10 protein-coding genes are annotated in these 12,899 nt (G+C 64.5%); all 10 read left to right on the top strand.

Features of this window, described 5'->3' with window-relative positions; all coding sequences use genetic code 11:
- Positions 1–27 precede the first annotated feature (27 nt).
- The 10 genes from V7S54_RS19635 (at position 28) to V7S54_RS19590 (ending at position 12,878) form a co-directional block, all read left to right on the top strand.
- A complete protein-coding gene (locus V7S54_RS19635) occupies positions 28–999 on the top strand; it encodes an AAA family ATPase (RefSeq protein WP_336409251.1) in 972 nt (323 codons plus the stop codon).
- Positions 1,000–1,015: 16 nt separating this feature from the next.
- Entirely contained in the window at positions 1,016–2,011 is a 996-nt protein-coding gene (locus V7S54_RS19630) for a DUF58 domain-containing protein (RefSeq protein WP_336409250.1), read from the top strand.
- Between the two features lie 2 nt (positions 2,012–2,013).
- On the top strand, positions 2,014–2,541 hold the full coding sequence (locus V7S54_RS19625) for a DUF4381 domain-containing protein (RefSeq protein WP_336409249.1): 528 nt from the start codon (positions 2,014–2,016) through the stop codon (positions 2,539–2,541).
- Positions 2,528–3,532, top strand: coding sequence for a vWA domain-containing protein (locus V7S54_RS19620; RefSeq protein ID WP_336409248.1), 1,005 nt, complete (start codon positions 2,528–2,530; stop codon positions 3,530–3,532). Before V7S54_RS19625 ends, V7S54_RS19620 begins: the two co-directional genes overlap by 14 nt.
- A complete protein-coding gene (locus V7S54_RS19615; protein ID WP_065375509.1) occupies positions 3,529–5,100 on the top strand; it encodes a VWA domain-containing protein in 1,572 nt (523 codons plus the stop codon). The genes V7S54_RS19620 and V7S54_RS19615 overlap by 4 nt, the downstream gene beginning before the upstream one ends.
- Entirely contained in the window at positions 5,097–6,467 is a 1,371-nt protein-coding gene (locus V7S54_RS19610; protein ID WP_336409247.1) for a hypothetical protein, read from the top strand. The genes V7S54_RS19615 and V7S54_RS19610 overlap by 4 nt, the downstream gene beginning before the upstream one ends.
- Before the next feature lie 153 nt (positions 6,468–6,620).
- The gene (locus tag V7S54_RS19605; RefSeq protein WP_082641186.1) at positions 6,621–8,264 is read left to right on the top strand and encodes an arylsulfatase; all 1,644 of its coding nucleotides are present in this window, start codon (positions 6,621–6,623) and stop codon (positions 8,262–8,264) included.
- A 66-nt stretch (positions 8,265–8,330) separates the two neighbouring features.
- Positions 8,331–10,886, top strand: a complete 2,556-nt coding sequence (locus V7S54_RS19600; RefSeq protein WP_176707584.1) for a fused MFS/spermidine synthase — start codon at positions 8,331–8,333, stop codon at positions 10,884–10,886.
- A gap of 205 nt (positions 10,887–11,091) precedes the next feature.
- Positions 11,092–11,628: an L-2-amino-thiazoline-4-carboxylic acid hydrolase gene (locus tag V7S54_RS19595; RefSeq protein ID WP_065375507.1), complete on the top strand. Its 537-nt coding sequence runs from the start codon at positions 11,092–11,094 to the stop codon at positions 11,626–11,628.
- On the top strand, positions 11,625–12,878 hold the full coding sequence (locus V7S54_RS19590; protein ID WP_065375506.1) for a Zn-dependent hydrolase: 1,254 nt from the start codon (positions 11,625–11,627) through the stop codon (positions 12,876–12,878). Before V7S54_RS19595 ends, V7S54_RS19590 begins: the two co-directional genes overlap by 4 nt.
- Positions 12,879–12,899 lie beyond the last annotated feature (21 nt).

The raw sequence follows: 12,899 nt of genomic DNA, 5'->3' as shown, positions 1-12,899 counted from the left end.
CCGGAGAGGCAGAGGGAGCAGGAATTCATGGGTGCACGCGACGATATCGAGCAACTTGGCAAGCGCATCGGCGAAGCGATCATCGGCCAGGAGGGCATGATCGAGCGGTTGCTGCTGGGCTTGCTCAGCAACGGCCACTTGCTCGTCGAAGGTCTGCCGGGGCTCGCCAAGACCCGGGCCATCAAGAGCATGGCGAAGAACCTCGACGCGGAGCTGTCGCGCATCCAGTTCACGCCCGACCTCCTGCCCGCCGACATCACCGGGTCGGAGATCTATTTTTCCGACGGCGGCAAAGGCGAGTTTCGCTTTCAGGAAGGCCCCATCTTCGCCAACCTCATCCTGGCGGACGAGGTGAACCGTGCGCCGGCGAAGGTGCAATCGGCCCTGCTCGAAGCGATGGAGGAGCGCCAGGTCACCATCGGTGGCAAGAGCCACACACTGCCGGATCTGTTCCTGGTGATGGCGACCCAAAATCCGATCGAGCAGGAAGGCACCTATCCCTTGCCAGAAGCCCAGCTCGACCGCTTCCTCATGCACATCCAGGTAGATTACCCCGACGCAACGTCGGAGGCCGACATCATGCGGCTCGTGCGCTCCGAGGAAATTCACACGAAATCCAACAATCACGCGACGGAAAAACTCGCCCAGGATGCTGTGTTTACCGCGCGCCAGGAGATTTCGGCGATCACCGTTTCAGAGGCAATCGAGAACTACATCGTCGCGCTCGTCATGGCGACCCGCTATCCCGATAAGGTCGACAAGGATCTCGCCAAATGGCTGCAGGTCGGCGTCAGCCCGCGTGGCGTCATCGGTCTCGACAAGGTTTCGCGGGCCCACGCCTGGTTGAACGGCCGCGACTTCGTGACCCCCGACGATGTGCAGGCCACCGTGCACGACGTCTTTCGCCACCGGCTGGTGCTTTCCTACGAGGCGCATGCCGGCGGCACCACCGCCAACCAGGTGATCGACCGTATCGTCGAACTCGTCGCGGTCGCCTGAGGATGGAGGTTTGCCGATGGCCATATCCCTGCCGGCTCTCGCCCGTTCCCGCGGCATCGTAAAGCCCCGCCAGGTCGATACGACCGGCGTCTACACGTCGGTCGACACGCTCGTCGGCCTCGAGGCCATGGCCCGAGACCTGACCTTCCTGCGCAAGGCACCGGTCCAGAGACTGCTCGCCGGTCGTCATGAATCACGCATGCGCGGCCGCGGCCTCTCCTTCGAGGAGCTACGCAACTATCTCCCGGGCGACGACATCCGCGCGATCGACTGGCGGGTGACGGCACGCACCGGAAAGCCGGTCGTCCGTGTCTATGACGAAGAGAAGGACCGGCCGGCCCTGATCCTCGTCGACCAGCGCATCAATATGTTCTTCGGCAGCCGCCGGGCGATGAAGTCGGTCGCGGCGGCCGAAGTCGCCGCACTCTCGGCCTGGCGCGTGCTGGCGCTCGGCGATCGTGTCGGCGGTTTCGTCTTCGGCGACGAAGAGGTTACCGAGGTGCGCCCTTACCGCAGCCGCGAGGCCGTGATCCGCTTTGCCGACAGCATCGTGCGCCACAATGCGGCGCTGCAGGCCGGTTCGCAGGCGCCGCATGGCGCGGAGCAGCTCGACGTCGTGCTCACGACCGTCGCCAACATTGCCCGGCACGATCACCTGGTCATCGTCATCAGCGATTTCGACGGCTACAGTCTCGAAACCCGCGACATGCTGTTGAAGCTCTCCGCCCACAACGATGTGATCTCCGTTCTCATTTATGACCCCTTCCTGCTCGAACTGCCGCGCAAGGGCGACATCGTCTTCAGCGGCGGCCTGCTTCAGGCCGAAGTGCAGTTCGGCCATGGCAATGTGCGCGAGGCGATCGACAGTTTTGCCAGAAAACGCGGGCGGGCCCTGCGCGCTTGGCAGGAAGAACTCGGCCTGCCGATGCTGCCGATTTCCGCCGCCGAGGAGGTCGCGCCACAATTGCGCACCATGCTCGGCCAACTCGCCAGCCGGCAACGGAGGCGATAGCGATGGCGACGGCCGCCCCTGCGAAAGACCCGTTGCTCGAGGCAACCCTTCGGCAGCTCGCAGACATCGCCATGCCTCAGCCCGTCTCGATGATGCCGCAGACGTGGGCCTGGGCGGCGCTCGGCTGCTTCATACTCCTGCTGATCGCCTTCGCATGCTGGCGCTGGTACCGACGCTGGGAGGCCAATCGTTACCGTCGCGACGCGCTCGCCGACCTCAAGAAAATCGAGGGACGCCTCGCCGCGTCCGCGACCCGCGGCGAGGCGCTCGTCGCTTTACCCGTCCTCTTGAAGCGCACCGCCTTGGTGCTCTGGCCGCGCGAAACGATAGCCGGGCTCCATGGCACGGGATGGACCGGCTTCCTCGATGCCCATTCCGGCGGCCCGGTGTTCCCGATCGCCTCGGCGCGTTTCTTCGAGGAAGCCGAATATCGTGGCAGCGCGGCGCTCTGCGCCGTCCCGGAACCCGAAGCGTGGGCCTATGCCGCCGCGGCACGTCACTGGATCGAGGCGCACCATGTACGTGCTTGACCACGCCTGGGCGCTGATCCTTCTGCCGCTGCCCTTCGTCGTCTGGTGGCTGCTTCCGCCCTACCGCGAGCAATCGGCCGCCGTCAGAATACCCTTCTTCAAGGACATTACGGCTGCGGCCAATCTCGGGCCGACCGAGGGCTCCGTCGTCCCAAGGACCAATCTCGGCCAGAAGGCGATTGCGCCCATCTGCTGGGCACTGATCGTGCTGGCGCTGGCGCGGCCGCAATATGTCGAGCCGCCGATCGAAAAGACCGAGCCGCAGCGCGACCTGATGCTGGCGATCGATCTTTCGCAGTCGATGGACACGCGGGATTTTCGCGATCCCTCCGGCAATCTGCAGACCCGCGTCGAGGCGGTGCATAAGGTGGTTGCCGACTTCATCGACCGGCGACCGAACGATCGGCTCGGCCTGATCGCCTTCGGCGACGCGCCCTATCCGCTGGTACCGTTCACGCTCGACCACAAGACCGTCAAGCTGATGCTGGCCGACAGCTTGCCCGGCATGGCGGGCCCGCGCACGGCAGTCGGCGACGCGATCGGGCTCGCGATCAAGATGTTCGACGCCAGCACCGCGCCCGACAAGGTGATCATCCTTTTGACTGACGGCAACGATACCGCCAGCAAGATGCCGCCGGACAAGGCCGCCGGCATTGCCGCCGACCGGAACGTGGTGATCCACACGGTGGGGATTGGTGACCCCAGTGCGCAAGGCGAACAGAAGCTCGATACGGTAACCCTTCAGGGTATCGCCGAGACGACGAAGGGCCGCTACTTCTTCGGCCAGGACCAGGCGGGCCTGCAGAACATCTATGAACTGCTCGATCAACTGACACCGGCGAACCAGAAGACACTTTCCTGGCGGCCGCGGATAGAACTGTTCCACTACCCGCTTGGCGCAGCACTGCTGATCGTCCTCGCCTACCACGCCATCATGTGGTTCCTCTCTTCGCTTGCCGAGCGCCGCCGGCGGCAGGAGGCAGCGCCATGATCTCGGACTTCCACTTCCTGAGACCGCTTTGGCTGCTGGCACTGCTCGCCGTCCCCCTGCTCGTCTACCTCGTCAGCCGACGCGGCGATGTCCGCTCGCAATGGCAAGGCATGATCGCGCCGCATCTTCTCGATCACCTGCTGATCGAGAAGGGTGGCAAGCGGCGCCTCCAGCCCGTGCACATCACCGCAGCGCTGATCGCCGTTGCGGCCATCGCCGCCGCCGGTCCGACCTGGCAGCGCGAGCGCCCGCCCTTCGTCGAGGACACCGCGCCGCTGGCGATCGCCATCGACCTCAACCCGACCATGAACGCGACGGATATCTCGCCGACGCGGCTCGAGCGCGCCAAGCTCAAGGTCCAGGATATTCTCAACCTCAGAAAAGGTTCGCGCACGGCGCTCTTCGCCTATGCCGGCTCCGCCCATATGGTGCTGCCGCTGAGCGACGATGCGGCACTGGTCAAGACCTATCTCGCGGCACTCTCGCCTCAGATCATGCCGGTAGACGGCAAGGATACGGCAAAGGCCCTGCAGGAGGTCGAGAAAGCCCTGGCCAATGAAACGGTGCCCGGCACGATCCTCTTCATCACCGACGGCGTCGAGCGTTCAGCATTTCAGGCGTTCAGCCAGTATCAGGGCCGCAACGCGCTGATGGTGCTCGGCATTGGCACGGTAGAAGGCGGCCCGGTGAAGACGGCCGACGGCGGGTTCCTGACCGATGCGACCGGCGGCCATGTTCGCTCCAGGCTGGATGTCGACAGCCTCAAGGCGTTGCAATCCGCATCTAATGCCGAGGTAGCGACCGTGACAGCTGATGATGCCGACGTGCGCTGGATCGTCAGGCGCATCCAGACCAACTTTGCCGCGAAGACCGCCGAGGGGCTGACCCGCTGGCACGATGCCGGCTGGTGGCTGACGATCCCGATCGCCGTCTTCGGCCTGTTCTGGTTCCGGCGCGGCTGGACCGTGCGCTGGGCCGTCTATCTGCTCGCCATCAGCCTGCTCATGAGCGACGAGCGGGCGGAGGCGGCCGATAACCGCTTCCTCGATCTCTGGTTGACGCCGGACCAGCAGGGCCGCCGCGCCTTCGAGCAAGACGACTTCCAGGGTGCCGCCGAAAAATTCGCCGATCCCACCTGGCGCGGGGCGGCGCTCTACCGGGCCGGCCGTTTCCAAGATGCGATCGACGCCTTTGCCGAAACCGATACGGCCGAGAGCTACTACAACCAGGGCAACGCCCTGATGCACCTCAACAAACCGGAAGAGGCGATTACCGTCTATAAGCAGGCATTGAAACGCCGTCCCGACTGGCCCGACGCGAAAAGGAACCTGGCGGCTGCCGAAAAATTCAAGGCCGACAAGGACAAGCAGGAACAGGACGCACAGCAGGAACAGGCGGGCATGGACCCCGACCATGTCCAGTTCGACGAAAAGGGCAAGAAAGGCACTGAGGCGACGATCCAGGGTGGACCACAGACGGCGGACATGTGGATGCGCAACATCCAGGTGTCTCCCGCCGAGCTGCTCGCACGAAAATTCGCGATCGAGGCAAAGGAGGCGACGCCGTGAGTGCCTTGTCCCGAATGCCTCGGCTGCTGGTCTGGCTCGTCGGCCTGTCGCTCTGGCTTGCGGGCCATGCGCTCGCCGACAACCCCTTCGCGCGCGCCACGCTCGCGACCAAGGGCACGATCTATGCCGGGCAGCAAATAGAGATCGACGTCGACGTCTTCGTGCCGAACTACTTCCTGACGCCGCCGCAGTTTCCGCTGTTCGATCTTCGGGGCGCAGTGGTCACCATGCCCGACGACCGCGGCTTGAACCTCAACGAGACTGTCGATGGCGAGGCCTTTTCCGGCATCCGCAAAACCTATGTGATCACGCCACAGGCGGCAGGCAATTACGCCCTGCCGACGATCGTGATCCCCTTTGGCTATGCCGCCGTGCCGGGCCAAACGACACAGGGTAGGGTTACCGTGCCGCGGCTGAAATTTACCGTGGAAGCGGTACCAGGAGGTGCCGGCGGCACGCCCGGCGTCACCGCTGGCGAAATCACCATCACGCAGACATTCGACCGCGACCCGGCCGGCCTGCATGCGGGCGACGCGCTGGTGCGCACGGTCACCACCCGGGCGGCCGGCCTCGCGCCGATGATGATTCCCGAGCCCAGCTTGAAGGCCCCAGAGGGCGTGCAGATTTATCAGCACGATCCGGTACTCTCGGAGGAACGCACGCCGCGCGGCGAGATCGCCGCGGGACTGCGCAAGGACACCGCAACCTACGTCTTTGCCAAGCCGGGCACCTTCTCTCTGGCGGCAATCACATTGGAGTGGTTCAATCCTCAGACCGGAAAGACCGAAACCGCGGAGGCTGATGGCGCGGAAGTGGCGGTCGGCGCCGGGCCGACAACGAAGGTCGCCATCGCGCCACCCGCTCCTCCGCCGACAAAGGAACCCTTCGATTGGCTCTGGTGGGGCATGGCGGCGGCCACTGTCCTCGCCGTCGCCATTGTCATCCAGTTCGCCGCCAATCTGTTCGGACGGCTGGAAACCTGGATCGGTGCGGCGCTCTCGCGCAAGGCGCAGTCGGAGGAGACGGCCTTCCGCCATGTTCTCGACGCCTGCCGCGACCACGACAGGGCGCGGCTGGACGCGGCACTCGATCGCTGGTCGCGCAAGACCGGCAATGTACCGCTTGCGAAATGGTTTGAACGATTTGCCGACCCGGAGACGAGGGTCGCTTTCGCTCGGCACCGACAGAGCCGCTACGGCACTCCGCAATCCCACCACGAGCGGCCAGATTTCTCCCGGCTGCGAAGTGGATTGAAGTCGGCGCGGCGACGCTGGCTCGAAGAAATCTCCGACGACGGCGACGAAGCGGTTGATGAACTGCCCGAGCTCAACCCGGTGTTCGACAGCGCCTTGCGGCAGAACCGCTGAAGCCCTGTGAGGCGGCGCGTTACGCGTCCTCCGTGCCTTCGTAACTGTTACGTACTTACCTGAGGGCGCGTTCCCGCGGAGATTGCATCGGTAAATTCGAAACTTTGCCTGCATTCCGAGAGCGATTTGTTTGCGGCCTCAGGGAGACTTGAAATGAGTATCGATTTGAAGACCAGGCTTGGGAGGCTCGCGGCGTGCGCCGTCGAGCGGTCGATGAAGCCGAAGGCGCTGGCACTGGCCGGCACCGTGCTGATGTCGACCATCACCGCTTCGGCACCGTCGGCCTTTGCGCAGGATGCCGCCAAGCCGAACATCCTCGTGATCTTCGGCGACGACATCGGCCAGACCAATATCAGCGCCTACTCCTTCGGCGTCGTCGGCTACAAGACCCCGAATATCGACCGGATCGCGCGCGACGGCATGTTGTTCACCGACTATTACGCTGAGAACAGCTGCACCGCCGGCCGCTCCACGTTTATCACCGGGCAGACGGTGCTGCGTACCGGCATGTCCAAGGTCGGCGTTCCCGGTGCCCCCGTCGGCATCCAGGACCGTGACGTGACCATCGCCCAGGCGCTGAAGCCGCTTGGCTATGCCACCGGGCAGTTCGGCAAGAACCATCTCGGCGACCAGGACCGCTTCCTGCCGACAGCTCATGGCTTCGACGAGTTCTTCGGCAACCTCTATCACCTGAATGCCGAAGAGGAGCCCGAGCGGCCCTACTGGCCGAAGGACGATCCCGCGTTCCTCAAGTCCTACGCGCCGCGCGGCGTGCTGCATTCCTTCGCCGACGGCAAGGTGGAGGACACCGGCGCGCTCAACAGCAAACGCATGGAAACGATCGACGACGAGACGACCGCCGCGGCGATGGAGTTCATCAAGAAACAGACGGAGGCGAAGAAACCTTTCTTCACCTGGATGAACACGACGCGCATGCATCTGTTCACCCATGTGCGTGACCAATACAAGGGCCAGAGCGGCATGCCCGGCAACGACTATGCCGATGGCATGATCGAGCACGACAACGATGTCGGCAAGCTGCTCGACCTGCTCGACGAATTGAAGATCGCCGACAACACCATCGTCGTCTACACAACCGACAACGGCCCGAACCAGTTCTCCTGGCCGGATGCGGCAACCACACCTTTCCGCAGTGAAAAGGACAGCAACTGGGAAGGCGCCTTCCGTGTCCCGGCGATGGTCCGCTGGCCGGGAAAGATCAAGCCCGGTGTCTCCACCGACATGGTCTCCGGTCTCGACTGGTTCCCGACACTGCTTGCAGCAGCCGGTGACAAGGACATCAAGGAGCGGCTTTTGAAGGGCGCCGACCTCGGCGGCAAGACCTTCAAGGTGCATCTCGACGGCTACAACCAGTTGCCCTACCTCACCGGCGAACAGCCGAAGAGCGCGCGCAACGAGTTCTATTACTTCAATGACGACGCCAAGCTCGTCGGCATGCGCTGGGACAATTGGAAAGCCGTCTTCTGCGAAATGCGCAAGCCCGGTGGCTTCGACGTCTGGCAGGATCCGTTCACCTGCCTGCGCGTTCCGAAGATCTTCAACCTGCGCATGGACCCTTACGAGCGGGCTGATATCGTCTCCGATCAGTACAACGACTGGCGGACGAAGAACGCTTATCTCTTCGCCGAAGCGGTGGGGAAATCGGCGGCATTCCTCGAAACCTTCGTCGCGTATCCGCCAAGCCAGAAGCCGGCAAGCTTCTCGGTCGACCAGATCGAAGAAAGCGTGCACCAGAAGATCGACGAGATCCTGGCGAAGACCCAGCCGGCACAGTAACGCTCTCGAGAAGGCGGCGCCCCGCGCCGCCTTCTCTTTCACTTTTGCTAAAAATGGCGTGCCGCGATGACGAAGAACATTCAGCCCGCTCGAACGGTCTCCTTCGAGGAGTCGATCGAAGACCCTTTGGCGAGACCGCGGACACACGTCGCGCCGGCGATCGCCGCCTTCATGCTCTTCCTCTCCGGCACCGCGGCGCTGATCTTCCAGGTTCTCTGGATCAAGCAGCTCTCGCTCGTCACCGGCATCGACGTCTATGCGGTCAGCACCGGGGTCAGCGCCTTCTTTCTCGGCCTGGCGCTCGGCAGCTTCGCCCTCGGGCGCATTGGCGACCGCTCCCGACAGCCGCTCCGCCTCTATGCCCTGCTCGAAACCGGTGTGGCCGTGCTCGGCACCGGCGTCACCCTCATCCTTTCCCATATCGCGCCGCTCTTCGTCGCAACCGAGGAAACCAACGCCTTCGCCGCCTGGGCCTTGCTGATCCTGATCGTCGCTACACCCGCCTTCCTGATGGGCGGCACCCTCCCCTTGCTGTTGCGAGCGCTCAAAGGGGCGCCGGGAGGCGTCGGCGCAAAGGGCGGCCGGCTCTATGCCGCCAACACGCTCGGCGCCATCCTCGGCTGCCTTGCGGTCTCTTTCGTCCTCATCCCCACTCTCGGCGTGCAGGCGACGGGATTTTTCGCCGCCGGCCTCGGGTTCGGCGCGGCCGCAATCGCACTTTCGCTGAGCACGACGGAGATCCGCGAAGACGCGCAAGTTGACATGCCGATACCGGCGCAGGGCATCGGTGGTTCACGGTTGGCGCTGATCCTCTACGCGATCGCAGGCGGCATCGCCCTCGGCTATGAAGTCGCCTGGTCGCAGGCGATCGTGCAATTCATCTCCACCCGTTCCTTCGCCTTTTCGGTGGTGCTTGCCACCTATCTCGCCGGGCTGGCGATCGGCGCCGCACTCTTTTCGCGCCGGACCGACCGCCTGTCGGATCCTTGGAGCGCCTTCGGCCTGCTCATCACGTTGGCCGGCCTCGTGGCGCTGGCCGAGCTTGCCCTGCTCGGCCCCTGGCTGACGGCGTTGCAGGCCAGCGCGGAAGCAGCCATCGCCGGTATCACTGGCAGCATCTTTGCCGGCATGTGCGCACGCTTCCTCGTCGCGGCGCTCACGATCGTCTTCGTCCCGACGCTGATCCTCGGCGCCGCCTTCCCGGTCGCCTTGCGGCTCGCGGTCGATCCTCATCATGTCGGTCGCGACACCGGGCGCGTTCTGGCGCTCAACACACTCGGCGGCATCGCCGGCACGCTGCTGACCGGCTTCGTGCTGGTTCCGTCGTTCGGTATCATCCGAAGCTTCGCCGTTCTCGCCGTCGCCGCAGCCATCATCGGCGTCATCGCAGCTAGCCGCGGGGCGGCCGGCTGGAAGGGTTGGCGCCTTGCGGCGCCAGCGCTCGGCGTCGTCACCGTCCTGATCGCCGTGATGGTGCCATCGGACCGGCTGGCCACCTTGCTCAATCTCTCACGCGGCAACGGCACGATCGTCTCCTATGAGGAGGGCCTCGGCGCGACGGTCGCCGTCATCGAACAGGGCCAGGCGGACCGGCGCTTCCGCCGCCTCTATATCCAGGGCGTCTCCAACACCGGCGACGCCGTGCCGTCGCTGCGCTACATGCGGCTGCAGGCGCTCTTGCCGCTTGTCATCCACAAGGGCGAGCCGAAATCGGCGCTCGTCATCGGGCTTGGCACCGGCATTACCGCCGGCTCATTGCTCGCCTATCCCGGTCTCGACCGACGCGTCGCCGCCGAACTGCTGCCGTCGGTTGCCCGCGCCTCGACATTGTTTGCCGGCAATTTCAACGCGGCAGGGGATAGCCGCCTCGAAGTGCGCGTTGCAGACGGTCGCCGCGAGTTGATGCGCAGCGCGGAGCGCTACGATCTCATCACGCTGGAACCGCCGCCGCCGTCGGCCGCTGGCGTCGTCAATCTCTATTCGTCCGACTTCTACAAGCTGGCACGCCAACGCCTCGCGCCAAACGGTCTTGTTGCGCAATGGCTGCCGATCGCCACTCAGAACGACGAGGACACGCGCGCGCTCGTGCGCAGCTTCCTCGACAGTTTCCCGCATGCCTCGCTCTGGTCGACCGAGCTGCACGAGATGCTGCTCGTCGGCTCCGTCGAACCACAGGCGCTCGACGCCGCGCGCATCACCAAGCGCATGGCCGACCCGTCCGTCGCCGCGGCGTTCAGGGAAGTCGGCATAGGTGGTGCGGCCGACCTGCTCGCGACCTGGATGACCGACCGCGCCGGACTTGATCGTTACGCCGGATCGACGCAGCCTGTCACCGACGACCAGCCGCGGATCGAATATGCAAGCTGGGTTCGTCCCGACGAGTTGCAGCGCACGCTCCCAGCCCTCGTCGGCCTGCGCAGCAAGGCACCGCTTGTCGGAGCGGACGCGGCGCTCGAGAAATCCGTAGCGGACGCCCACAACCGGCTAATGCTGTTCTATCAGGCTTCGCTCAACGCCTATGCCGGCTATCGCGACGAATGGGCGCGTGACATGGAACTGCTGATGCGCGTGGAGCCGGACAATCCCTATTATCGCTGGTTCGTTTCGAGCAGCGAGCGCTGATCGCGCACAACCGAATCCGGGACCCACGCGACTGCAACTCGCGTCGTGTCGGTCGGGCTAAGATTGATTCCTGCATAATCGCGGAATAGCGCAAAATTTTTGCACGACGCGAAATCCCTCCGGCACAGATTTGCAACACAGAGGCATTGCCTACGTAGTATCCTGCCGCTGTTGTTCTGCCCTGTGGCAGACAGGGAGGCATTCCATGGAAAAGACGGACAAAGAAAACACCGAAACCACGTCGCGGGCGGCAATGGATGGCGAGATCGGCATTCTCGCGCGCCGCCGCATCGAGGCCGGCATCATCGCGCCGATCTACGAGGCGATGCGCGAGGAGGTCAGCGAGGAGCGCGCCCAAGCAATCCTCGACAAGGCGATCACCAAGGCCGCGATCGAAGCCGGCAGGAGCTTTGCCGCAAAGACGCCTGGCGGCACCAACCTGCGCACCTTCCAGGAACTGCAGGACCTCTGGACGCAGGACGACGCGCTTGTCATCGAGGTAACGAAGGCGACGGACGAGGAATTCCACTACAATGTGAAGCGCTGTCGCTACGCCGAGACCTATCGCGAGATGGGGCTCGGCCATATCGGGCACCTGCTTTCCTGCAACCGCGACGGCGTTTTCTGCACCGGCTACGATCCGCGCATCACGCTTGAACGCACCCAGACGGTGATGCAGGGCGCTACCCATTGCGACTTCCGCTACAAGCTCAACAAGGACGCACCGGAGCAGCCGAAATGAGCGCCGAAGCCTTGCGCACTGAGCCCAAGCGAATCAACACGCCGGTTACAAACGGTGACCGACTGTGGAACGACATCGTCGCCACCGCACGCTTCGGCGCCGCCGATAAAGGCGGGGTCACCCGTCTGACGCTGACAGAGGAGGACCGTGAGGTCCGCGATTGGTTCGCAGGCGCGTGCCGGGCGCTCGGCTGCACGGTCGAGATCGACGGCATCGGCAATATCTTCGCGACCTATCCCGGCGAGGACATGTCGCTGCCGGCAATCGCGGTCGGCAGCCATCTCGATACCCAGCCGCAGGGTGGCCAGTTCGATGGCATTCTCGGCGTGCTTGCCGGCCTTGAGGTGCTGCGCACGCTCAAGGAAACCGCCGCCCGGCTCCGCCATCCGCTGACGGTCGTCAACTGGACGAACGAGGAAGGGTCGCGCTTTTCTCCAGCAATGATGGGGTCAGGCGTCTTTGCCGGTGCGCTTTCGCTTGATGCGGCTCACGCGCTCACCGACCGAGACGGCGTCACGGTCGGGGCGGCGCTCGATACGATCGGCTATCGCGGCGAAGCACGGGTCGAGCCGGCCGCCTTCGCGGCTTACGTCGAGCTCCATATCGAGCAAGGACCGCTGCTGGAAGCCTCAGCAACCGAGATCGGCGTCGTCACCGGCATCCAGGGACTGCGCTGGTTCGATATCACTGTCACCGGCACCGAGGCCCATGCCGGCAGCACGCCGATGGCCCAGCGCGACGATGCGCTCGTCGCCGCTGCCGAAATCGTGCTCGCTGTGCGCGACATCGCCCGAGAGAACCCGCCCGGTGTCGGCACCGTCGGCTTCGTCGAAGTCGGCCCCAATTCCCGCAATGTCGTTCCCGGCTCCGTCCGGCTTCAGATCGACATGCGCCATCCGTCCGAGGCCGGGCTTGATCGGATGCAGGCGGCGCTGGAGGATACCGTCCGCAGCGTTGGGCCAGGCGCCGAACTGAAGCGCATCTGGTCGAAGGCGCCGGTCGTCTTCGATCCATCGATCGTGGACGCCGTGCGCAACAGCGCCGAAGTGCTCGGCTATTCGGCCACGGACGTCGTTTCCGGGGCCGGGCATGACGCGGCGCATATTGCGACGATCATGCCGACCGCGATGATCTTCGTACCTTCCAAGGACGGGCTGTCGCACAACGAGGCGGAATACACCGCGCCCGAAGAATGCGCCCGCGGCGTGGAGGTCCTGTTCCAGACCCTTCTGGAACTCGACCGGCGCTGACCGATAAAGCAGCACCCACGG

This window comes from Ensifer sp. CCNWLY38 (assembly GCF_037120565.1).
GTDB classification, from domain to species: domain Bacteria; phylum Pseudomonadota; class Alphaproteobacteria; order Rhizobiales; family Rhizobiaceae; genus Ensifer; species Ensifer adhaerens_H.
This window is presented reverse-complemented; position numbering and strand designations above follow the sequence as displayed.